Source organism: Parabacteroides sp. APC149_11_2_Y6, from assembly GCF_054506995.1.
This window is the reverse complement of the sequence record NZ_CP173709.1, coordinates 4,290,635-4,316,845: the sequence shown is the minus strand read 5'-3', so window position 1 is coordinate 4,316,845 and position 26,211 is coordinate 4,290,635. Positions and strand designations below refer to the sequence as shown.

11 protein-coding genes are annotated in these 26,211 nt (G+C 43.9%); 6 read left to right on the top strand and 5 right to left on the bottom strand.

Annotated elements, in window-relative coordinates:
• Positions 1 to 15: 15 nt before the first annotated feature.
• From ACGE0T_RS17885 to ACGE0T_RS17870, 4 genes are all read right to left on the bottom strand, one after another.
• Complete coding sequence (locus tag ACGE0T_RS17885; protein WP_459190506.1) at positions 16 to 2,133, bottom strand: alpha-N-acetylglucosaminidase; 2,118 nt, start codon at positions 2,131 to 2,133, stop codon at positions 16 to 18.
• Positions 2,134 to 2,350: 217 nt separating this feature from the next.
• Positions 2,351 to 3,844, bottom strand: coding sequence for a RagB/SusD family nutrient uptake outer membrane protein (locus ACGE0T_RS17880; protein ID WP_459187937.1), 1,494 nt, complete (start codon positions 3,842 to 3,844; stop codon positions 2,351 to 2,353).
• Positions 3,845 to 3,867: 23 nt separating this feature from the next.
• On the bottom strand, positions 3,868 to 7,392 hold the full coding sequence (locus ACGE0T_RS17875; protein WP_459187936.1) for a SusC/RagA family TonB-linked outer membrane protein: 3,525 nt from the start codon (positions 7,390 to 7,392) through the stop codon (positions 3,868 to 3,870).
• 152 nt (positions 7,393 to 7,544) lie between these two features.
• Positions 7,545 to 8,528, bottom strand: coding sequence for a FecR family protein (locus tag ACGE0T_RS17870; protein WP_459187935.1), 984 nt, complete (start codon positions 8,526 to 8,528; stop codon positions 7,545 to 7,547).
• A 168-nt stretch (positions 8,529 to 8,696) separates the two neighbouring features.
• On the opposite strand from ACGE0T_RS17870, the gene ACGE0T_RS17865 reads away from it, so the two are divergent.
• Entirely contained in the window at positions 8,697 to 10,277 is a 1,581-nt protein-coding gene (locus ACGE0T_RS17865; protein WP_459187934.1) for a sulfatase family protein, read from the top strand.
• Positions 10,278 to 11,023: 746 nt separating this feature from the next.
• On the opposite strand, the gene ACGE0T_RS17860 is transcribed toward ACGE0T_RS17865, so the two are convergent.
• Positions 11,024 to 12,691: a uridine kinase family protein gene (locus ACGE0T_RS17860; RefSeq protein ID WP_459187933.1), complete on the bottom strand. Its 1,668-nt coding sequence runs from the start codon at positions 12,689 to 12,691 to the stop codon at positions 11,024 to 11,026.
• 82 nt (positions 12,692 to 12,773) lie between these two features.
• Here ACGE0T_RS17860 and ACGE0T_RS17855 point away from each other — a divergent pair, with 82 nt between their 5' ends.
• The 5 genes from ACGE0T_RS17855 to ACGE0T_RS17835 all read left to right on the top strand — a co-directional run bounded on the left by ACGE0T_RS17855 (position 12,774) and on the right by ACGE0T_RS17835 (position 26,210).
• Entirely contained in the window at positions 12,774 to 14,462 is a 1,689-nt protein-coding gene (locus ACGE0T_RS17855; protein ID WP_459187932.1) for a Na/Pi cotransporter family protein, read from the top strand.
• Between the two features lie 316 nt (positions 14,463 to 14,778).
• Positions 14,779 to 18,021: a glycosyl hydrolase gene (locus ACGE0T_RS17850; RefSeq protein WP_459187931.1), complete on the top strand. Its 3,243-nt coding sequence runs from the start codon at positions 14,779 to 14,781 to the stop codon at positions 18,019 to 18,021.
• A 288-nt stretch (positions 18,022 to 18,309) separates the two neighbouring features.
• Positions 18,310 to 21,474 (top strand): SusC/RagA family TonB-linked outer membrane protein, encoded by a 3,165-nt coding sequence (locus tag ACGE0T_RS17845; protein ID WP_459187930.1) that lies wholly within the window; start codon positions 18,310 to 18,312, stop codon positions 21,472 to 21,474.
• A 22-nt stretch (positions 21,475 to 21,496) separates the two neighbouring features.
• On the top strand, positions 21,497 to 23,320 hold the full coding sequence (locus tag ACGE0T_RS17840; protein WP_459187929.1) for a RagB/SusD family nutrient uptake outer membrane protein: 1,824 nt from the start codon (positions 21,497 to 21,499) through the stop codon (positions 23,318 to 23,320).
• Between the two features lie 31 nt (positions 23,321 to 23,351).
• Positions 23,352 to 26,210 (top strand): SusC/RagA family TonB-linked outer membrane protein, encoded by a 2,859-nt coding sequence (locus tag ACGE0T_RS17835; protein WP_459187928.1) that lies wholly within the window; start codon positions 23,352 to 23,354, stop codon positions 26,208 to 26,210.
• Position 26,211 lies beyond the last annotated feature (1 nt).

The window sequence follows — 26,211 nt, the reverse complement described above, 5'->3', positions numbered from 1 at the left end:
TATTCTATTTCAATTTTAGTTGGTTATTTCTGCAAATACACGTTTCGCTGTAGAAACGCAATCACCTTCCGGACGGGAAACATAAGGTGTAGTTTCCTTTGTCCATGGCTCTTCCACTGCATAAAAATCTATTTCAGCAGGAGAGTGTCCATTTAGCTTTTGCCCCAAATAGTCGAACCACAGTTTCCAGCGCATATAATAAAAATCTTTCAGGATACCGTTCCATTCTTTATGGGCATAGTCGCGTAAACCGCCAGTATCGGCGGCATTCCGGTTTCCCCAGGTCGTAATCTGTACCCGGGCATTCCATTCATACAAATCTTTCTCAGCCAGGGTAGTTCCCAGATTACGGGCATTTGCAATCCAGGAGCCGACTTTAAATTCCGGACGGGTTGCCAGTAGTTGGTCCTGCAAAAGTATCAAATTCAGAAAGCGCTGGGAAGATACGGCAAACAACTGCTTATCCGCAGCCTCGTAAGCGGCATTGACTACTTTTAAAACCAATCTGCCTTTCTCTGCGACAGCTTGCCTTACGATATCAATCAAGTCGTATTCAAAATTATTGTTGCCTTTATAATCATTAGCAACTGAAACCATCAGGGAAGCTGCACGTATCACATCTTGCGGATTATAGTAATCTTTCATTTCCGACCAACTGGAAACCTGGTAAGCATCCAATGAAGGACGGGCACAGAATATGGATTCATGTGTTCCCTGCTGTACCGACTCCGATGGACAATTATAGATTGAATTGCTCAATAGTTCCCATGCCTGCCAGACCACAGGATTCACATCTCCGTAACGGGCAAACAGATAACCTTTCAACCAATCCTCTTTTTCAAAGTGTTCGGTACGCCAGGGCAGTTCGCATAGCAACTCGTATATGACCGGATTATTTTCCGAACCTTCCATCGTCATACCTACTCCACGTAATGTCTTACCGAAAATACTTTCTTTCGCTTTATAAAATTCATCGATTACATGTTTCATCTTTCCATGCAAACCAACATTACCTCCATAATTCAGTAACATACAATAGAGCCAGTCATGTTGGCCGAAACCATTCTTCCTGTACCAGGTAGACTCTTTATCCCCCCACTGCGGACGGCTTTCTGCAAATAAGTCAAGTACCAGCATATCTCCGGCTTTTAGATTCTCTATCATTTGCGAACGAGGATTGCTCTGCCATGCCTGTGCAACCCAAACAGCTTTCGGATTCGTATCCTTCATCGCTTTCATAATCGCTTTACCGGCTGCATCCAAATCTACACCGGCAACACTTCCTCCCTCGTGGAATGGGTCCATGCTGTAATAATCCGCTTTACCGAATAATTTATTCATTTCCTTATAATAAAGAGAAGCTATTTCCTGGAAACGCGGGTCTGTCGGTTGCAGGAAAGCCGGACGGCGATAGCCACACCAAAGTCCGGGGTCGGAAACATTCAGTCCGAGTTTCTCTTTTGCATTATGGGGGACCATGCCCGAATAACCGGGAAGTACAGGATGAATGCCATATTCGCGCATACGTTTCAGTATCTTTTGTTGTAAAGCGGCCTGCTGCTTATACCAGCTATCCGGATTGGGACCTCCCCAACCTTCCAGGTTATTCATCAACCACCACGCCATAAAACCGGGACCGGCTACAAACTCATTGATCTCATCCTTGCTATAGCCTAACTTGGTTAAAACATTATACCAAACACTTTCCACCCCTGTCATTGCCAGCGGAAGGTTGATGCCATGCAAGGCCATCCAGTCGATCTCTTTCTCCCAACGCGCCCAGTCCCAGAACGCCATGGTATACGAATAGGTACAATAATTAAAATCATAACGGAGCTCCATATCCGTTTCATGCCGTTCTTTTTGTTTAACGGCAGGCAGTACATCCGGCAATTTCGCTTGCATGCCATTCCACGAAAGATGAATACCCGCATGATATTTCAGATACCAGTTGATTCCGGTCGCTATGCTTACATAATTATTTCCGCGGACTACCACCTTATCTCCTTTCTGGTCGAGTTCGAAAAAGTCTGTCGGGGATTTAGCCTGCTCGATAATAAATTTACGGGAAGCCCCTTTATCGATACGTTCCAGAAGGCCGTCGATAGGCGTTGCACCCGCCTTTATTATCATCAATAGCAGTAAAATAGTAATGACTTTAAGCCTGTTCATGGTATATTTATTAAATGATTCAAGTATAAAACAGATACCGGAGTGTTTTGACATCGGAGCAAAGATAATCAATAGCCGGTCATCTTATATAAAAAAGAAAACTCTTTATGCAGCACTTCTTAGCCAGAAAATACCACATAAAGAGTTTCACCTGTTTGGATATTATCCGGATTATCTATTAATATTCCGGATTTTGAAGAACGATACCTTTACCTTCGTTGATAACAGACTGAGGCAATGGCATTACATTCATATAATCTTTAGCAGTTACAGAACCTCTGTATTTCTTGGCATATTCAATGTATTTTCCGTAACGTATCAGGTCTGTACGGCGTGCACCTTCAAACCATAGCTCGTGTCCGCGTTCTTCCAATACTTTTTCCAGGAAGTCGTCTACACTGGTGAAATCACTCATTTGATATTCATCCAGTTTGGCACGTGTATGAACTCTGTTCAATAAATCTACAGCTTCATTTGTTACGGCATTACCGTCACGTACAATCGCTTCTGCCAATAAGGTCAGCACGTCTGCATAACGATAAACAATCCAGTCAATCTGGCTTTCTTCGCCGGTTGCAGCGGGGTCTTCACCATACTTAACAGGCATAGCACCACCAGTCAATACGGTTCCCGGATTTTGTTCATTGTATGTTTTGCCATCTGTTCCGACAAATTCCCCAACTAAAACCTTCAAACGGTCGTCCTTTTTATCGAATGTCTTATAGAAAGACCACAATACACGGTATCCACCCCATTTCTGGATGCTTTCATTTTTGGTAGGATATTCACTGGATAATACGTGAGCCAGCCACAACTGTTGGTTTACACTGCTACTACAAACACATGCCCAGATCGTTTCCACATTTCCTTCATTTTCCAGGGTAAAGATATCTTTATAATTCTTCATCAGGTCATAACCATATTCGGGCTTCATCAATTCGCGTCCGCAAGCCACTGCTTTTGTCCAATCCTTTTCCTGCATATAGAATTTCATCAAGACCGTATAAGCCAGACCTCTGGTGAAACGACCGTAATTAGGGTCTGTTATCTTATAAGTTGCCGGCAGCACTTTCGTTGCAGCTTCCAGGTCATCTACGATAAATTTAACCATTTCCTCGTGGGTGGCACGCGGTATGATTACTTCTTCCAACGGGCTGTTCAACTGTTCCAATGTCGGAATTTGTATCGTTCCGTAGAAATCATATAAAAGATAAGCCAGCCAACCTCTTGCGCAACGGACTTCTGCTTCAAGGCGTGTCTTCACCTCTTCCTTCATTTCTATTCCGGCAATACGATCCAATGTCAATGTCATCTTACCTATATCTTTAATATAAGTCTTATAGATTTTTGTAGGACAATCGGATGCCGGCGAAAAATTGAAATCCAGCAAATCAGGCCAGCAAACATCATTCCATTGGCAGTATCCGATATCTGTAGTCATTTCTCCGATAACATGGAAACCTCCGTTAGCAGATGTGTAAAGCCCATCATACCAATTAGAACGGAAAGGTCCATAAGCGGCTGCCGTAACCAAAGCTTCGGCATCGCTTTGGTTGACCGGAAACATATTTGGATTAATGACATCATACATTTCCGATTCGAGGTTTGTACAAGAAGGAAGGAACGCTGTCGTAGCCAATGACACCGATACTATATATAATAACTTTTTCATATTCGTCTTACTTTAAGATTTAATTAAAATGTAATATCCAATCCTATACTGAATGTTCTGACATTCGGATAAGCCCAGATGGAATTATCTGTTTCCAAGTCAAGGCCTTTATACGGAGTGAGTACGAACGGATTGTTTATATCTGCATAAACGCGTACATTAGAGAGTAACTTCTTATCCTGCTTCATCGGAATTGTATAACCGACTGTGATGTTACGGCAACGGATAAACCAGCTCTTTTCCAGATAATAGTCACCTATCTTGCCTGTACTGGAGCTTTCTGCAGAACTTGTACTTGCACCTCCGGCTGCAACCGGACTCTTATCCTGGAAATATCCCGGACGGGTTGCGGAAGTATTATCGTGCGACCAAACTTCCATGGCGGATGTCGGCATATTGTAACCGCGGTACATATTTACAATACCGGTCATACCATCGGCACCTGTCAACCATAAATCTCTGTAAGAACCGATATTCCAACGGGCAAACTGTCCATAGAAATAGATATTGAAATCAAAGTTTTTATAACGGAATGTATTGTTGAAACCTAACAGGTATCCAGGGTCTTTGCTACCATAAATAACTTTGTCTGCATCATCCAGTCTACCGTCCGGTTCGCCAGTTTTCATCGGAATGCCGTTTTCATCTACCCGGATTGAACCGTCTGCTGCATACAAATATCCGTCAATATCTTTAATTTTCACCTGTCCCGGAACAGAGCCGGCCATATGTTCCACTGTTTCTCCCGGCTGGATGATACCATCAGACAAGTATCCGTAGAAATAACGGAGTGGTGCATCATATTGCGAATATGCGGCAGGTTTCCAGGAAGCATCCCTTGTTTTCCACTTATCACGATAGAGTGAGAAAGTTAAATCCGTAGTCCAGCTGAAATCTTTTGTTTCGAAGTTCTTGGTATTGACAGTCAGTTCAAAACCCTGGCTCTGAGTACGACCGATATTAGCGGCAATCTTTTCCACTTCATTGTATGACAATAAAGTACGTTCGCTCAACAGGTCTGATACTACTTTATGGAAATATTCGGCCGTTACATTTAGGCGGTTATTAAAGAAACCTAAATCCAGACCGACGTTCCATTCGGTGGTTGTTTCCCATTTCAAATCAGGGTTACCCATTTGGTCCAGATAAACACCTACATATTCAATACCGCCAAACTCATTGTTCGTACCGGTTTTGTAGTAGCTGATCGCTTTATTTCCGATGTTCGAGTTACCGGTCTGTCCAAAACTCAAGCGTAATTTACCGTTAGAAAGCACTTTGGTAAGCGGTTGCATAAATTCTTCTTCCGTGAAACGCCATCCGGCAGCTACAGATGGGAAATATCCCCAGCGATGGTTCTTTGCAAAGTTCGAAGCACCATCGGCACGTAATGTGGCAGTCAATAAATAACGGTCTTTAAACGTATAGTTTACACGGCCGAAGAAAGAAGCCATTTCATTTTTGGATGCAGATGATTTTACAGTTGGCTTAGGATAAGCACCTGCTCCCAGGTTATTGTACAAGAAGCCGTCTGTCAGGAAGTCACTGTTTCCTCCGGCTAAATATTCGTCGGTGAAACGCTGGAAGGAATAACCCACCAAAGCGTTAACACTATGCTGGCCTACTTTCTTCACATAATTGGCAGTCAATTCCATCAAATAGTCGGACTTGTCATACTGGGCAATATCAGCCTGTCCATTCTTTTTCTGTCCGTAAAGTGTAGTTTTCGGCAGATAAACTTTACGTTTCTGGTAGTTACGATCGATACCGAAATTTGCTTTCAAAGTCAAATCCTGAATTGGCTTTATCTCTACGAAAACAGTTCCCAATACTCTTTCTTTTGTAGTCTTATCGGATATATCCAAAAGAGAAACCGGATTAGGAAGGAACGCTGCTTCCGAGTTCAATGCATATTCTCCGTTTTCGTCCCTGATAGGAAGGAGCGGATTAAACTGTGCTGCGGCAGTCATGATACTTGCATTTTCGTTTTGGCCTTCACCTAAAGGAACATTGTTTGTCTGATTTCTCGACAGCGTCAGGTTGATACCCGTATTTACATATTTACTGATTTTCTGTTCCAGGTTGACACGGCCGGTATAACGGTCCAGACTGTTTTTCTTTACCACACCATTCTGTTTGAAGAAGTTTCCGGATACCAGGTATTTCGTATATTCCGTACCTCCGTTGATAGAGATATTGTGTTGTGTCTGGAAACCAAGACGTGTGATTTCGTCAAACCAGTCCGTATCGTTTGCAGGATTTGCAATCTGTGCATCGGTATAACGTGGTACGTAAGGGCTTGATGCGCTTGCTTCCGATTGACCGCCGTAGATTCCGATTTTATTATTCTTCATCCATTCTTCTTTCTTGTAACGGTTCGATTCAATCATAAAATCCCGCGCATTCATCATCTCATATTCACCGGCAAGCGTTTGAACGGATGCTGTTCCGGAGTAGCTTACTTTAGGAGTACCCAGTTTACCTCTCTTAGTTGTCACGATAATTACACCGTTACCTGCACGGGCACCGTAAATAGCGGTAGAGCTTGCATCTTTCAATACTTCAATAGACTCGATATCATTCGGGTTGATGGAAGCAAGGATATTATCGGATGTACCATTCTTGTATTTACCAAGGTCATCCATTTTATCATTATCCACCGGATTCACAGGGAAACCGTCGATAATAATCAGCGGATCGTTGCCGGCTTTTACGGAGGCAGCACCACGGATACGGAAGGAAGAACCTCCACCCGGCTGTGCACTGGTTGTATTTACTTGCAAACCGGCGGCTTTCCCTGCCAGAGCGTGACTGATAGTGGAGACTGTACCTACAGGCGTATCATCCATCTTTACAGATGCAACAGCTCCGGTCATATCCTTTTTCTTCATTGTACCGTAACCTACTACAACGACCTCTTCCAATGCTTGTGCATCTTCCCGCAGTGTGATGTTGATTACCGATTGATTTTTCACAGGAACATCCTGTGAGATGTATCCGATAAAGGAAACCTGTAAAGTTGCATGATCGGAAACTTCAATGGAATAATTTCCATCCATATCCGTAGTTGTACCATGAGTAGTACCTTTCTCTATAATGTTTGCTCCGGCAATAGGCCCTAACACGTCCTTAACGGTACCGGTTACTTTTCGGGTCTGCTGTGTTGTTGTGGCTACTGATTTTGCATCCTTTCCGGCTTCGGTAGTCAAAACAATGTGACGTTCTTTAATCGTATATTTAATACCCGTTTTAGCAGAGATCGCTTCTAAGACATCCTGAATATTGGCATTCTTCTTATTGATTGAGATTTTTTCGTTTTTGTTTATCTCTTCGAGATTATAGAAAAACAAAAATTCGGATTGTTTCTCTATTTGTTTCAACACACTTTCCAATGTTGCATTGCGAGCTGATACATTCAGCGTTGCCGTCTGGGCATAAGTTGCAGCAACTACTTGCGATAGGCATGCAACAAGCATTAGTACGGTAAGTTTCATAATTTTTATAGTTCTTTTCAGATTTAAAGAAACAACTATACGTTGATTATTCATACATTTGATTGTTTTAAGATTAAACACTATCCCACGGCAATGGGAGTTTAATTGATTCACTCATTTTAGAAGAGGAAATCCGGCAAGATTTTCTCTTCTTTTTCTTTAGCTAACTTGTATTCATGATTAGATTGGCACTTGCGATTCTTTATTTATGATTTTTCCGAAATGATTACGTGATGATCGTTTATTTTATATCGAATAGGAATAGACAGACTGATAATTTCCATAATATCTTTGATGCTTTGTCCCCGATAGAATGTTCCGGTAAATGTTCTCTTTTTCAATTCTTCCGAACCGATAGAGAATTGTACGCCATACACATGGCCCATCCGATACAGAATAGCTTCCAGATTTTGTTCGGGGAAATAATAATAACCGGTAGTCCACGATGTGTACAGGGAAGCATCTACCTGATAAACCTGAGAGGAACGGGTATTACGATTATAAATCATTTGTTCGTTTGGCTTCAAAATCGCTTGCTCTCCGGTTTCCCCTGTTGTCAACAATACGGAACCTTGCAACAAAGTCGTTACTAATAAGGAATCTTGCGGATATGCCGATACATTAAACTTTGTACCGAGTGCTTCTATATCCTGTTCTTTTGTACGGACAATAAACGGTTTGTCTTTTTCTTTAGCTATATCGAAAAAGGCTTCTCCTTCCAGATATACGATACGACTTTTTTTCCCATAATCTGTCTCATAATGGAAGGTAGTTTTAGAGCCTAAACTTATTTGTGAACCGTCAGGTAATTCTACAACATCAGCTTCCAGACCATCGCCTCCGATATAACGGGCGGAAACAGTCTCCTTTTCTTTCCCAAGGAATAAGAAACAAGCGGAAGTAAATACAGCGGCGACTAGTATAGCAGCTGCATAACTGCTCATGCGTTTCCACAAAGAATAAACAGAAACTTTCTTCTTATTGATTTTTTCCTCCAACCGCTTCCAGCTCGCCAGCATATCTTCCTCTTTGGCTGAAGACATCCCTGCGTCGTAAATCGCCTTGACTTCGAAGAAAAGGCGCTTATTCTCTGCACTTTCGTTTACGAAAGCGTAGAAGCGGTCGGTTTCCTCCCGGTCCAGACGGCCTTGCAAGTAGCCGATTATCAAGTTCGATTGTTCTGTTTCCATATACTGTCTGTTATCATTCTTCGGTACGGTTGACTGAGTACCATACGAACTGAGTCACATTGTATGTTTATTTGAAAGATTTTGAGATACCGTATTTTTTACTCACTTTTGTACGATTCATAGGACTACTTTGTACTTGTAAATAGTTGATATAATACTTAATAATACATGAAGAACATAAACGTATTACTTCTCGGCACGGGCTTTTCTGCTTTGGCAAGTTCCGGGTTTGCCGAGGGAAACGAACAAAGAACAGGTGATAATGACCGTCCGAATATTTTGTTTATCCTGTCGGACGACCACACATCCCAATCGTGGGGAATTTATGGAGGGATATTGGCTCCTTATGTAAAGAATGAAAATATCCGCAGGCTTGCCGCCGAAGGATGTGTATTGGATAATTGCTTTTGTACAAATTCGATATCTTCACCCAGCCGTGCCTGTATCCTTACCGGCGCTTACAGTCATAAGAACGGGGTATATACGCTTGAAGATGGATTGGACCCTGCGGAAGATAATATAGCCAAACAAATGCAGGCAGGAGGGTACCAGACTGCTTTGATAGGAAAATGGCATTTGAAGAAACAACCTTCCGGGTTCGATTATTTCTGTGTATTCCATGACCAGGGCGAATATGTGAATCCGCTGTTCAAAACAGCCGAAAACTGGATAGATGATGACCAGGGAAAGAGCGGGAAAGAAGAGAAAGGCTTCTCGACTGACCTTGTAACGGATAAAACCATAAAGTGGATACGCGACCGGGAGAAAGATAAACCTTTTATGATGTGCTGCCATTTTAAAGCAACCCATGAACCCTGGGATTTCCCCGAGCGAATGAAACATCTGTATGATGATGTGGTTTTCCCCGAACCGGCCAATATGATGGAGTTTGGACCGGAACAATCCGGACGTACTTTCCCCGGACAACAGTTGGAAAATATGGCATGGCGCTGGGAGACTGCCTCAAAAGACCCGGATTCCTGGTGGTGCAGATATCCGGAGTTACCATTTTCCGTTCAGGGAATGGATAAGATTGCCGCCCGGAAGAAGATTTATCAGAAATTAATCAAGGACTATTTGCGTTGCGGGGCTACCATCGACGATAACATTGGGCGTTTACTTCGTTTTCTGGATGAAGAAGGGTTGGCGAAGAATACCATTGTCGTTTATGTTTCCGACCAGGGATATTTTCTGGGCGAGCATGGTTTCTTTGATAAACGCATGATGTATGAAGAACCGCTGCGTATGCCGTTTGTCATCCGTTACCCGAAAGAGATACCTGCCGGCACGCGGAATAAAGACATTATACTGAATACCGATTTTGCTTCTTTACTTGCCGATTATGCAAAAGTGAAAACACCCGAAAGGTCGCAAGGACAGAGTTTTCGTTCCAATCTGCGTGGGGATACTCCGGCTGATTGGCGTAAATCCATGTACTACAGATATTGGACTCATCATAAAATACGTCCGGCACATATCGGTATACGAAATGAACGTTATAAGTTGATGTTCCTGTATGGCGATTGCCTGAATGCAACCGGTTCGGAAAAGGAACCGACTACACCTTCCTGGGAATTTTATGATTTACAGGCGGACCCGCATGAGAATACGAATGCTTACAACTCTCCGGCTTATAAGGATATTATCAAGCAGATGAAAGGGGAATTGCTTCAATTAAGGAAAGCGGTGGATGATGAGGATAGCAATACGCCGCGGATGCAACAGATTATGGATACCTATTATTGGTGATAGAAACCAAATAGAAAAATGTCAAAATGACAAAACATCCCCTTTATACGCGGATTATATGGGCGCAGATACGGGAAGCGTTGCAAATAGGCTACTCTCGCGAGGTTAAGATTTAGCGGTTTGTTGACGCGAACAGGGATTGCAGTTACGAAATGATAGGACACGGTAATTGTTTCTCGACGCAGATGACGCGAATAAACGCAGATTAATACAGGCATTGTATTTCTTAATCCGCGTTTATTCGCGTCATCCGCGTCAAATCATATTATTACGTATTCCTGGGAATAACAATCTTTTTAACATCCGTATCCGGATCGGTTTCAGAAGCATTCCTGCGTCGCGTCCATGTCCAATAACATCTAAAAACAGGACATATATGCTTTGAAATCGAAACATATATGGTTTGAAGTCAAAATATAGGTGTTTTATCCGCACGGATTATTGGATTTTGCTCCGCAGACAGTTGGAATTAGTAGCGGTACTAATTGGAAATACCCTCAGGGTAAATGAAAAAAGGTGCAAAATAGTGCGGAAATAGTTTCTTTTTACCTGAAAAAAAGCCCGGTTTATCCTGAAAGGGCTTTGGAGTAGATATCTTGAGTCAGTATAAAAGGTTTTATTCTATCAATATGCTATCTATTAAGAATAAATACGGATATTTTGTAAAAAAGAAAGAGGGTTGCCTTTTGCTATTATCAGCCAGGCAGCCCTCTTGAGTTAATCCCCTTCTTAAGGCGGGAAAGGTATTAATACCTGAAACTTCCTCCCCCTAAGAACTCCCTCAGCAAGGATGTTTTCGGTAATTCTTCATCCGGCATATAGTTGAAGTAACGGAGGAAACGCAATAAACGGTAAGCCTCTGCATTTTCAGGGTCGCATTCCCTGACTTCAACTAAAATCTTTTCAGCCTCTTTTCTTAAAGCCGCCAGTTCATACAACATGGCACTGTTGAACATGGCATCTGCGTTTTCCTGATATGGGAAAATCCATTTATCTTCGCCCCGACGTACACTGGGCCAGCGGGCTATTGTGTCGCGGGCAGAATAACCGCGGAAACTATGGTCGCGGATAATACGGCGCAACAAGCGGTTGTCTGTAGTCGGTATCCAGTTATGATTATCCAAAGAAATACTCGTAAGGACGGAAACATAGATACGGTACTTGTACTTATCTTCTATCATAGCTGTTAATTCCGGGTTCAGTGCGTGGATACCTTCTATCACCAATACGGATTTTTCATGCATTTTCAGTTTCTTGCCTTTAAATACCCTGCGTCCCGTATTAAAATCAAAACTGGGGACATCTATTTCCTCGCCGGACAATAATTTTTTCATCTCCTCATTAAAGAAAGGCAAATCGAGTGCATACAGAGATTCGAAATCGTATTCTCCGGATTCATCCTTAGGTGTATCTTCCCGGTTCAGGAAATAATCATCCAATGATAAAGCTACGGGATGGATCAGATTGGTGATAAGTTGTATTTGGAGCCGTTTGCAGAATGTCGTTTTCCCGGAAGAGGAGGGGCCTGAAATCAGGACAATACGTACTCCCTCTTTATACCGGCAGGCTATTTCTTCGGCTATATTGGCTACCTGCTTTTCCTGTAATGCTTCGGAAACCATAATGATTTCGGCTGTGTGGTCGTGAGCAATTGCCAGGTTCAGGTCTCCGACGTTATTCATGCCGACCGCCCGTTGAAGGGTAAGATGCTCCTTATATACTTCAAACATTTTATCCTGGCGGATGACAGGTTCGAGTTCTTCCGGATTATCTTTCCGGGGAACGCGCAACAGTACGCCGTCGAAATAAGGAACCAGGTCGAATGCATGGATATACCCTGTCGAAGGCGTCAGGCAGCCATAAAAGAAATTGATGTAACCATCCAGTTCGTAATAAGAGGTATACGACATGCCGGAAGTTTCTATCAGGCGGGCTTTGTCGTTCATCCCTCTTTCCCGGAATAAAGTGGTAGCTTCCGCCGTGCGGACATTCTTTAAATGAAAAGGAAGGTCGGCATCTATAATTTCCTGCATCCTTTTCTTAATTTTTTCAATCGTAATCTGGTCTATCTGTTTTCCGTTATGGATTACACAGTAGTAGCCTTTGGATATCGGATGTTCCAGGTTGAGGGTAGCCGAAGGCAGTACGTCGTTGACCGCTTTCGAGAAGATATGGCAGAGAGAGCGGACATAGGTACGTAGGCCGGAAGACTGCGTGTAATCGATAAACTCGACATCCTTGGGATACCAACACCGGTAGTTCAGGCCTTCTACTTTATTATTCACTTGGGCGTTCATCGGACGGTAGCGAAGTGGGGCTCCCATCATGGAATATATCTCCAATAGAGAGGACCCGATTGGAACATCCTTATATACATTGTTGTTTTTACAGTAAATTGTAATGGTTTCAGACATATATTTTCAGTTATTATTTATAATTTTGTCCCCTAAAGTTAGGAATATTAATCGGATATACATCCACTTAGACAAAATTTAAATGGACTATTCTTTATTTGATTTTCTACGCCTGATAGGTTCGTTAGGCCTGTTCTTGTACGGAATGAAAATCATGAGTGAAGGTTTGCAGAAGTTTGCCGGTGACAGTTTACGAAGAATTCTCACTGCAATGACAACCAACCGGGTGACCGGTGTTTTAACAGGTGTTCTTATCACCGCTCTTATCCAATCATCGTCAGCAACCACCGTAATGGTGGTAAGTTTTGTAAATGCAGGCTTGCTGACACTTACCCAGTCTATCGGGGTCATTATGGGGGCCAACATTGGTACGACAGTAACCGCCTGGTTAATATCAGCCCTCGGATTTAAAGTAGATATCGCTGCTTTTGCACTTCCTCTCCTTGCTTTTGGCCTTCCTTTTCTTTTCTCCGGTAAAAGTTCACGTAAGTCAGTCGGTGAATTTATCTTCGGTTTCTCTTTCCTGTTTATGGGGCTTCAAAGCCTGAAAGCCAATGCACCCGATTTGGGTGCCAATCCGGACATGCTTGCCTTTGTGCAGAACTATACGGATATGGGCTTTTTATCTATCTTGCTGTTTTTATTCATAGGTGCCGTTTTAACCATGGTGGTGCAGGCTTCTGCAGCAACGATGGCTATTACATTAATTATGTGTGCGAACGGTTGGATTGACTACCAGTTGGGTGTGGCACTCGTATTAGGAGAAAATATAGGTACGACCATTACTGCTAATTTGGCGGCATTGACCGGTAATACGCAGGCAAGGCGTGCTGCTTTGGCGCATCTTGTATTTAATATATTCGGTGTTTGCTGGGTACTTGTCGTTTTCTATCCGCTTACCAATGCTGTATCCTGGTTTGTCACCAATGTGATGAAGATAACCGATCCGGCTGTTGCCGTTTCATTTAAACTTGCCGCATTCCATACTACATTTAATATCAGCAACACCTTTATTATGATATGGTTCGTTAGCTTGATAGAGAAAACGGTATGTTCGATTATCAAATCGAAGACGGATGAAGATGAGGAATACCGTTTGCGCTATATATCCGGTGGTATGTTGTCTACCTCCGAGTTATCCATTTTGCAGGCGCGTAAGGAAATAACCTTGTTCGGTGAACGTACCGGACGTATGATGGATATGGTAAAGGAACTGTTCTATGAAAAGAATGAAGATAACTTCCTGAAGACCTACAGCCGCATTGAGAAGTATGAAAGCATCAGCGACCGTATGGAAATCGAGATAGCCAATTATCTGACATGCGTAGCCGAAGGACGTTTGAGTTCGGAAGGTAAGGAAGAGATACGTATCATGTTGCGTGCCGTTACCGAAATAGAAAGTATAGCCGACTCTTGCAATAATCTGGCCCGTAGTATCAAGCGTCGCAATGAAGGAAAGTCTGTCTTTACAGATGAACAAAATCATAATGTGGACCAGATGTTTGCTATGGTAGATAAAGCGCTTCGCCGGATGATTGAAATATTGAAGAAATCGGAAGTGGTACATGATGATATTAATTTGTCCTATAATCTGGAAAACGAAATAAATAATTATCGTAACCAGTTGAAGATTCATAATATGGAAGATGTAAACGATAAGAAGTACCAGTATCAGGACGGCGTTTACTATATGGATATTGTCGGTGAGTCTGAAAAGTTGGCCGATTATGTACTGAATGTGGTACAAGCCATTATCGAAAAGAAAATTTAATAGGGATTGCCGGCGTATACCGATTCTGGCAATTTGATAAAATAAATCCTTTTAGCTATCCTGTATGCACAGTGATACATGCCTTGCGGCAAATATCCTGTTCATACAGGGTTTGTTTTTGTATAATAGCAGAAGCCTCCCCCCTTTTACATTTTCTTATGGCAGTATAAGTAAGCATAAGATGTATTATTCTGGAATATTGTTGTTTAAGGGGATAAAAAACTGTCATTTTTAAAAACAGATAAATCAATATGTATAATATCCCTCCGTAAATAACTCCTTATTTTTACCGGTAAATCAGTAATATGTATGTACCATGAGAAAACCTTTATGTAAAGCCTTGTTGTGTTTGTCTTTATGCTGCTCTTTTCCCCTTTATGCCCAGCAGGCAAATACCTTGGAGAATACCTTCGTAAACCCCGGAAAAGATATACAAACGTCCGTTTACTGGTATTGGATTTCTGATCATATATCGGAAGAAGGAGTTGTAAAAGACTTGTATTCGATGAAAGAAGCCGGGATTAACCGTGCCTTCATAGGTAATATCGGTTTGTCGGAAAGCGAATCGGGTGTCGGGAAAGTAAAATTTGCGACTCCTGAATGGTGGAATATCCTGCATACAGCACTTAAAACAGCAACAGAATTAGGAATAGAAATCGGTATATTCAACTCTCCGGGCTGGAGCCAGTCGGGTGGTCCTTGGGTAAAACCGGAACAGGCTATGCGTTATCTTACTTCTGTGAAGGCGGAAGTTACCGGAGGAAAGAAAGTAAATGTACTACTGGTAAAACCGGATAAGGATTTTCAGGATGTGAAAGTAATTGCATTTCCTTCTGTAGATAAGAAAGCATCCATTCTTTCTTCTGCCGATACGAAAATCTCTTCTACTCCGGCATTGAAAGACCTCACATATTTATTAGACGGGAATAAGGAGACCGAAACAACATTCTCCGGTCTGTCAGGAAATGAGGTTACATTGGATTTCCAGACGGATAAACCGTTTACATTACGGAGTTTAAAAATATTTGCCTCCAAACAGGCCGTTAACAGCCCTGCCAAATTGCAGGTGAAGGAAAACGGTTCTTATAAGACAATAGCCGAGTTTACTATAGATCGTTTCAATCCTGCATTGAATGTGGGATTTGAACCGTATGCACCGATAGTTGTGTCGACTCCTGCGACGACGAGCAAGGAGTTTCGTGTTCTTCTCTCTCATGTTTCAGCTGCAAATGGAATCAGAGAGATTGAATTCTCATCTTTACCTCATGTAGAAAGATACCCGGAAAAGACATTGGCAAAGATGTTCCAGACCCCGTTACCTTATTGGAACGAATACCAATGGCCCGTACAACCTGCTTCTGATGATGCATCTTTAGTTATCGACCCGGATAAGGTGCTGGATATTACCGAATATCTGAATGGTGATAACCTGACTTGGAATGCACCGGCCGGGAACTGGACGGTTATGCGGCTGGGTATGCTTCCTACAGGCGTGACGAACGCTCCCGCCAGCCCGGAAGCTACAGGATTGGAAACAGACAAGATGAGCAAGAAGCATATCGAAGCCCATTTTGAAGCCTATATGGGTGAAATCTGCCGGCGTATTCCTGCGGCAGACCGTAAATGTTGGAAAGTAGTAGTGCAGGATAGTTATGAAACGGGCGGGCAGAACTTTACCGATGGTTTCCTGAAAGAGTTCCGGGAACGTTACGGATACGACCCGCTTCCATTCCTTCCGGTATATAAAGGATATGTAGTGGAGAGCGAAGATATGTCCGACCGCTTCCTTTGGGATGTACGCCGGTTGGTAGCAGACAAGATTGCTTACGACTATGTAGGCGGTCTAAGAGATGTCAGCCATAAATATGGTCTGACGACCTGGTTGGAGAATTACGGGCACTGGGGATTCCCCGGCGAGTTTCTTCAATATGGCGGACAATCGGATGAGATAGGAGGCGAGTTCTGGAGCGAAGGTGATTTGGGTAATATCGAAAACCGGGCGGCATCCTCTTGTGGGCATATCTATGGAAAGACAAAAATATCTGCCGAATCGTTTACTTGCGGAGGGACTCCTTACCGGCGTTATCCGGCAATCATGAAACAGCGGGGTGACCGTTTCTTTACAGAAGGTATCAACAATACATTGTTGCATGTTTACATTACCCAGCCTTATGAAGACAAAGACCCGGGGGTAAATGCCTCTTTCAGCAATGAGTTTAACCGTAAGAATACCTGGTTCCCCCAGTTGGATTTGTTTACGACCTATTTGAAACGTACAAACTTCATGCTTCAACAGGGATTGAATGTGGCGGATGTGGCTTATTTCATTGGCGAAGATGCACCTAAGATGACAGGTATCACAGACCCGGCCTTGCCAAAAGGATATCAGTTCGACTATATCAATGCCGAAGTAATAGAACGCGACCTGTTCGTGAAGGACGGTTTGTTGACTTTGCCTCATGGCACGCAATATCGTATGCTTGTATTGCCTAAGCTGGAAACCATGCGTCCCGAGCTGCTGGCTAAGATTAAACAATTGATAGAAGAGGGGGCTGTTGTCCTTGGACCGGCTCCGAAACGTTCGCCCAGTTTGCAGGGCTACCCGAATGCAGACAAGCAGGTTCAAACAATGGCGGATGCTCTTTGGGCGAACCTCGATGGCGTGAACCGGAAAGCCTCGAAAGTAGGAAAAGGCCAGCTTCTTTATGGTATGAGCATGGAGGAAGCTATGCAGCAGATAGGATGTGTGCCCGATTGCAAATTGGGAGCAAACGACCCGGTACAGTATGCACACCGTACCCTTAATGGACAGGAGATATATTTTATCTCCAACCAGCAGGAATCGGTCATCGAAATTAATCCGGAATTTAGAGTCCGTTCACTTCAACCGGAATTGTGGGACCCGGTATCCGGAACAATACGTCCGCTTACTTCTTATCAGCAAACTTCAACGGGAACAGTGGTTCCGATGAAATTATATCCGAATGAAAGCGCCTTTATCGTTTTCCGCAGTCCGGCCGGAGCATCGAAAGGAACCAGCCTTGCCGTGAACTATCCGGAAGCTGAAACTGTCGTAACTTTGGATGGTCCGTGGAAAGTCACTTTTGAAGCTAAGAGGAGAGGACCCGAAAAGCCACAGACCTTTACCCGTCTGGAAGATTTGAGTAAGCATGCGGATTTCAATATTCAGCATTATTCGGGAACCATTCTTTATGAAACAGATTTCAATCTGAAAAAGAGGCCTGCCGGAAACTTATTCCTTAATCTGAATGATGTAGGCGTAATGGCAAAAGTGAAAATAAACGGGCAGTATGCCGGAGGCGTTTGGACGGCTCCCTATCGTTTGGATGTTACCGAATGGGTGAAGAAAGGAAAGAACAAGGTAGAGGTAGAAGTGGTAACCACTTGGATGAACCGCTTGATAGGCGATACCAAGTTGCCGGAGCAGGAAAGAAAAACCTGGATACCTGTTAATACATGGACTCCCGATTCTCCTTTGCAGAAATCCGGTTTAATCGGTCCGGTTCAGATAGAAGCGATATCGATTGTGAATAAATAAAATAGATAATATCCTACTGTTGATGACGCAGGCTGGTACTGGAAACCGGTCTGCGTCATTTATTTAGGTAAAGTGCCCGTTTTTATGATTGGTAATCACTGTCATAGTTCAGGTATAGCTCTTCTTAAGTGGTTATATATCAGTTTTGTTAAGAAGGTTAAAGTGTTAAAATATTTATGTCAAAACTCTAACATATAAAATCATAATTACAAGTTTCAGTCGCATAATAATCTCTTCATTTGCATATAAATAATAACCCTTATTGAGTTAACCTAATGTATATATGCTATGAGGCAGAATAAAAATGTCTGTAGAATTAACTGGCTGATTCTACAAATTATGCTAACCTTTTCTTTAATGCCTGCCGCCGGATATGCGGAAAGTGTGGACATACCCGTAAACCAGAAAACGGATATAACACAACAAAAGGTACTGGTAACAGGAACAGTCGTGGATAAAGACGGCTTCCCGCTGGTCGGAGTGAATATTATGGAAAGTCCGGTCAACGGTACGGTAACCGATATAGACGGAAACTTTTCCATTCAGGCTACCCCTTCATCCAAGTTGAGTATTTCTTATATCGGCTATGTTACCCAAACCGTAGAAGTCAAAAGGCAAAAACACCTGCAAATTGTTTTGTTGGAAAATTCCGAGCTTTTGGAAGAAGTAGTCGTGGTTGGTTACGGTTCTCAGAAAAAGGTATCTGTTACCGGGGCTGTCGCTTCCGTACAAACGAAAGAGTTGAAACAAAGTTCTTCGGCAAACCTGTCCAATGCGTTGGCTGGAAGATTGCCGGGTCTGACCGCCATCCAAACATCCGGGCAGCCGGGAAAGGATGACGTTACCTTGTATCTGCGTGGAGCCAGTACGACCAATGGCGCCAGCCCTTTAATTATGATAGACGGGGTGCCCCGCGATAATATCAGTTCGCTGGACCCGAATGAGATTGCATCCGTTTCCATTCTGAAAGATGCATCCGCCACAGCAGTCTTTGGGGTACGCGGAGCCAATGGAGTCATTATGATTACAACCCGTCGTGGGGAGGTCGGCAAGCAGGAGTTGAATATTACTGCCGACTACAGTATCCAATCTTTTATCACCCGCCCGGACCGGATACATTCCTGGGAGTTTGCCGAACTTCGTAACCAGGCGGCGCGTAATAGCGGTACCTCTGAAGAGAACCTGCCGTACTCTCCTTATATGATAGAGAAATACAGAAGCGGGGATGACCCTGTTTTCTATCCGGACAAAGACCCTTATGACGCTATATTCCGTAAATGGGCTCCCCAGTTCCGTGTCAATATGAACCTGAACGGAGGTACCGAGAAACTGAGGTACTTTGTAAATGCCGCTTACTTGGGGCAAGGCGGGCAACTTAAAACCGAGTCGAAAGATAAATTAGGATATGACCCGAGTTTCAGGATGGACCGCTATAATTTCCGTGTGAATCTGGATTATCAGATAGCTAAGAATCTGAAAGCCTCCGTTAATGTCGCAACTTATCTGGAAAAGATGAATTCCCCCCAGTTACGTGATTTATATGGCGGCAGTATGGATGCGATGGTTACGGATATGTTGCATATGACCTGGGCGACTCCTCCTACAGACCCGGGACCTCTGACGGTAGATGGATATGGTGTCCCTTCCGACCAGATTATTGCCCAGATGGGGACAAGCGACCGTAATATTTACGGAGACCTGAATCGTCGCGGGTACCGCCAGGAAACCAATACGAACCTGAATACTTCGCTCGTATTGGATTGGGGACTCGACTTCATTACAAAAGGATTAAGTACCAAACTGATGCTTTCTTATGACGCAAGGGCCAAAACGGCTATGGATGGTGTGCGGGGATTGGATATGTACGGGGCGGTCGTGGCAAGAAATGCAGGTGAGAAAAATCACTATAAGGAAATACGCGTGGACCAGGCAAGTACGATAAACCTTTCTAAATCGATGGGTTCGAATTATTACATGAATATACAATACTCCCTGAACTATGCCCGCCAGTTCGGTCGCCATGATGTTACAGCAATGGCGCTGCTCCAACGGGATAACTGGCAGAAGTGGGACGGAGACTTACCTTATAATATGTTAGGGCTTTCCGCACGTGCCACCTATGCATATGATTCCCGTTACTTGCTGGAAGCGAATGTAGGATATAATGGCTCCGAACAGTTTGCAAAAGGGAAACGTTTCGGATTCTTTCCTGCATTCTCAGCCGGTTGGGTGATAAGTAACGAAGGCTTTCTGGCAGAAAACAAAGTGATAACAAACCTGAAACTGCGCGCTTCTTATGGAAAGGTCGGGAATGATAAATTAGGTTCGGCACGTTTCCTTTATATAAGCAATATTTCGCAGTCCGGAGGGTATATCTCTTCTTTGGGACGTGGAAAACAGATCGTACAGGGCAGGCTGGGCAATCCGAACCTGAGTTGGGAGATTGCCTATAAACAGAACTATGGGGTGGATGTACAACTCTTCCGGGAGCTATCTCTTTCTGTCGATTATTTTATGGAGAAGCGTTCCGGCGTTTTAATTTCCCGTGGTACGGTTCCTGAGATACAAGGGGTCGAATTGGGAAATCTTCCCAAAGTCAATATGGGTAAAATCAATAATAAGGGATTCGAGATGGAATTGTCTTACAGCAAGACAATCAACAAAGACTTGTCTTTTACGGTAAAAGGAAACTTTGCTTATAATAAGAATGTCCAGAAGTTTATGGACGAAGCTATGTATTCGGACCAATATGCTTACCGTTACCGCCAGACCGGTTTCAGTATCGGACAAAATTTCGGTTATCTGATAGATACGAGCAATGGAAACGGATACATCAATTCGCAGGATGAACTGGATAAACTGCCGGTGTACCAGATAGGGACGCCCCGTATCGGCGACTTCAAATATGTGGATTTGAATGGCGACGGTTATATTAATGAAAAGGATATGGCTCCGATAGGATATAGCGATATCCCCCGTATTACCTATGGTTTTTCCGGCTCTGTAAGTTATAAAGGTTTCGATTTCTCCGTATTGTTTTCCGGAATCGGGCAAGCCTCCCGCCTTTATCAGGGAAGCGGAGTCTGGGAATATTCGTTGGCCGGGTTCTATTCCGGCTATCATCTGAAAGCATGGACTCCGGAACGTTATAAGAATGGAGAAGAGATTTTATATCCGGCTTTAGGAACTTCCAGAGGAACCAGCCAGGTAGCGAACAGCTTCTTTATTATGGACCGCTCTTTCCTCCGTATGAAGAACGTCGAATTAGGGTATACCTTCCCTAAAGACTTATTAAAGCGGGTGAGCATTAACAATCTGCGCTTATTTATCAGTGGAAACAACTTATTAACCTGGAGCAAACTGCCCGTGAACACAATAGACCCGGAACAGTCGGCTGCTTTGAGCTATCCGATCACCAAGATGGTAAACTTCGGCCTGAATGTCTCCTTCTAACCTTTTAAAACAACTTAATCCAATGAGACTTAAAAATATAATCTTATCCTTATTGCTTTCCTCGGGAGCCTTATGTTCCTGCTCGGATGTTCTGGATGTAGCTCCTGACGGGACACTTACGCTGGAAGAAGTTTTTGCAGATCCGGATAAAGTAGGAGCGTTTCTGAATTCCTGCTATAGCAATATCCCGAAAAAAGGTTTTAATTACTGGTTTTTTGAATCGTTGCCCGTAGCTTGTTCGGACGATGGTTGGAGTTCCGATGAGAATGCCGGAGTTCCACTACAATATATGTACGACGGGCAAGCATCGGCAAGTTCCCATCCGATACGGGATATGCACGATGGCCACGGGGCTTTCCTTTCCGGTTATTGGGCAAGATACTGGAAACAAATCCGTTTGTGTACACAATTTCTGGAACATATAGATAAAGCGGCGGTTCCCAGTGAAACGGAACGGGCCCGATGGAAAGCAGAAGCCTATGTCATGCGCGCCTATTTCTATTCCGAACTGATAAAATGGTTTGGCAAAGTGCCTATTGAACGTAAAATCATGTCGTATGACCAGGACTATTCCGACCTGAAACGGGAATCTGTCTATAAAGTGGCCAAGTTTATTGCCGAAGATTGCGATGCGGCAATCAATACCCCGGAATTACCTTGGCGTATTACTACGGCATCCGAAGGACAACGCGCAACTAAGGCGTTGGCATGGTGCCTGAAATCCAAAATGCTGCTTTATGCGGCAAGCCCCCTTCATAATGAAGGAGTAAATCATTGGGAAGAAGCCTATCAGGAAAATAAAAAGGCAGTGGAAGAGTTGAAGAAGAACGGATATGAACTGTTCACTACCTGCACGAATAAAAACACATTCGGTACACATCCGGCGGCAGCCCTTCATCAGTTGGTTTGCCAGAATGCCGAATATTCATCTTCTCCGATGGATAAGGAAACGATATGGCAACAGCGTGACGGTGGAGTTTTTGTCTGGCATATCTCTTATATCGGCAGTAATATGTCGAACACTTATAAATGCGGCATTTGTCCTACTCAGGAATTAGTGGATGCCTTTGAAACATCCGACGGACAACCTGTTCTGAATCTGGGGCAACCTTATCTGGATGAAAAGCATTTGCAACCGAATTACAACACGGCAAACAAATTGTATAATCCCGGAAATCCGTATAAGAACCGTGATCCACGCCTGTATATAACCGCACTAATGAATGGAGATACCTTGGTATGGAATAACGGTCAGGTATGGAAAGTGGAGACATTTATCGGAGGGCGCCATCACATGGATCTGAATCCGTCGGAACGTAACTTTTCCCGTACCGGATATTACCATCGGAAAATGGTGACCCCGGGAGCCAGTGGAACGAACCCGATTAATTGTTCAAACTGGAAGCATTTCCGTTTGGCGGAAATTATACTGAATTATGCGGAAGCTGCTGCCGAAGCCGGACATCTGGCAGAAGCAAAGGCGGCTGTAGATGAAATCCGTGCCCGCGTGAGTATGCCGCCTCTGCCGGAAGGATTGACACAGGATGAAATACGCTTGCGTATCCATAACGAGCGGCGTGTGGAATTTGCCTGGGAGGAACACCGTTATTTCGACTTGCGCCGTTGGCAGAAACCAGACGGAAATCTGAGCTCTACCTGCAAATGGTTTACCGGGATGCAGATAACGAAGAATACGGATGGAACATTCGGCTATAAGCGTGTCAGTGTCCGCCAGAATCCCCGTTTCGGCTATGAGAACAAAGACCTGTTGATGCCGCTGCCGTTATCGGAGGCTTCCCGTATGGAAGTATTGACAGGGGATAAATGGCAGAACCCGGGATGGTAATCAATCACTATACTATTAAAAGAAGCACAACATGGAAAACCTGAAAAACATAAAAAGAATATGCCTGTTCTTCTGTATCGGATTGCTGGATATGGAGCTTTATGCGCAGGAAATATCAAGAGACACACTTCGGTTGAATGAGCAAATCGAGATGGGATACACTTCTGTTTCCCGCAACTCGCTTACCGGAGCTGTATCTACAGTCTCCGGAAAACAACTGGAAAAAGTACCCGTGGCAAACTTGTCTTTACTGCTTGCCGGCCAGCTTTCCGGACTGACAACGATAGAAAATGGCTCGGAACTTTCCCGTGGCGGGGCAAGCCTGTATATCCGTGGCATTTCCACAACCAATGGGAATACGCCTTTGGTTGTAATCGATGGGGTGATATGCCCGAATACCAATTACGAATATATCTCTCCGAAAGAGATAGAAAGTATCACCATACTGAAAGATGCCTCTACTACCGCCCTGTATGGCATACAGGGAGCTAATGGCGTGATTGTGATTACCACCAAGCGGGGAAAAGTAGGAAAGGTCAGTGTGGATGTGTATTATAACCAGTCCTTCCAACAGATGACAAAGACTCCGATGTCGCTAAACTCGTGGGATTATGCCGGATTGCGGAACCAGGCGGGGGTAAATGACGGCTTAGGGGAGTATTCCCAGTTCTCGAAGGATGCCGTCGAGAAATACCGTTCGGGAGCCGACCCGCTCTATCCCAATATGAACTATTATGATATGTACATGAAAAAGGTTACCCTGATGGAACGTGCAGGGATAAACTTATCGGGAGGTTCCGAAGCTGTCCGTTATTTCACTAACGTGAATTTCATGCACCAGGCATTACCTTTTAAAGTGGAAAAGAATGAGAAGTACGACCCGACTCCCATGAACAACTGGATTAACTTCCGCTCCAATGTCGATTTGAAAATCAACAAATATCTGGATGCTTTCATACGCCTTGCCGGAAATATTAAGACGGAAAAGACCACCCAATATGCCAATACTACGATTTATAACCATTTGTTTAACTTGCCTCCGACCATGTACGGACCGTTGACTCCAGTGGTGGAAGACCGGAATGACCCGGCTTACGCTTCGAGCAACCAGGTGATTACCCATCTGGGAGAAGACCTTCCGGTTTACGGTATGTTGAACCGCTCCGGCTATACGAACCATGTCGTTACCAATATCATCGCACAGGCGGGCTTGAACCTGAATATGGATTTCCTGACCAAAGGCTTGTCTTTGAAAGGGCTGATGGCTTATCAGACCAATTCGGTGAACGGCCTGTACACGCACCAGAACTTTGAACGTTGGGTACGTTCGGGCAGCCCCGATAAGCTGGAATTTACCAAAAAAGGGTCCGCCAACAACACACCGCTGTCTTATGGCAAAGGTTCCCTGTTCTATTATAACCTGAATTTCTTTGCCAATCTCGATTATAAGCGTGCATTTGGCAATCACAGCATAGAAGCGATGGCTTACATCTTCTATCAGATGCAGGAAAAAGAGGGTTCAAACTCGGGTGCTATTTTGCCTTATAAACGGCAAAGTCTTGGCGGGACGGTTACGTATGGCTTCAAAGACCGTTACTTTATAAAAGGAGACCTGGGATATTCCGGTTCGGAACAGTTCCACCGCAACCACCGGTATGTGGCAACGCCTGCCGTGAGTGCCGCATGGATAGCCTCCAATGAAAAATTCATGGAAAATATACACTGGCTGAATCTTCTGAAACTGCGTGCCTCTTACGGTATCAGCGCCAACGACCAGTTAGGCGGTACCCGTTTCCTGTATCTGGATGATATACGCGAAGTGAACGGCTCCATTTCGGAAGGGTTGCGTGGCAATCCGTCGGTCATGGCTGAGAAAGTCAAAAAGCAGAATTACGGGATAGACCTGGGGCTGTTGGATATGTTTACCCTCTCGTTCGATTACTATCATAACCATTGTGACAACATGTTGATAAACGGTGCCGGTTATGTGCCTTCTTACCAGGGTATCGAGTTGGGCAATTACGCCAAAATCAATGCCGGAAAGATGATGAATAAAGGATTTGAGTTGACAGTCGGTTTTTCCAGGAAGATAAATGAAGACTGGAGCATAATGGCCGGCGGCTCTTTCAGCCGGAACGATAATAAAGTGCTCGATATCGGAGAAGCCCCTTACCTGAATGAATACGCATACCGTTACCGTACGGAAGGCTATGCATACGGTCAGCAATGGGGATACCTGATTGACAGGAGCAATGGAAACGGTTTCTTTAATTCGGAAGATGAAATCAGGAAAAGCGGGCTGACTTATGCCATCGGTACGCCCCGTGTCGGCGATTTTATCTATCAGGATTTGAATAACGACAAAGTCATAGATGAAAAAGATATCGCTCCCATAGGATATAGCTGGTTGCCGAAGAACTATTATACCATTTCCGGGGGACTTACCTACAAAGACTTTGAATTTAGCTTCCTGTTTCAGGGAACCGGACAGGCTTCCACTACTGTCAGCGGAATCGGCGCCTACGAATATGCTTCCCAAGGCGTATTCAATGATATTCATATGCATGCATGGACTCCGGAACGGTATGCCAACAACGAGAGAATAGATTATCCCGCCTTGTCCCTGCACGAGACAACCAGCCACCGGGCAAACAGTTTCTTCGTGATGGACCGTTCTTACCTCCGCCTGAAGAATATAGAGATAGCCTATACATTGCCTCTGAAGGCATCGAGTGCCATCTTCGCCCAAAAGATACGCTTCTCCCTTGCGGCGCAAAACCTGTTCACGATAGATAATATGCGTTCGAAGTATATCGACCCGGAAGTCGGTTCGATGGGTACGTTCCAGCCGTATCGTGTGTATAATATCGGTGTCAACTTAATATTCTAAC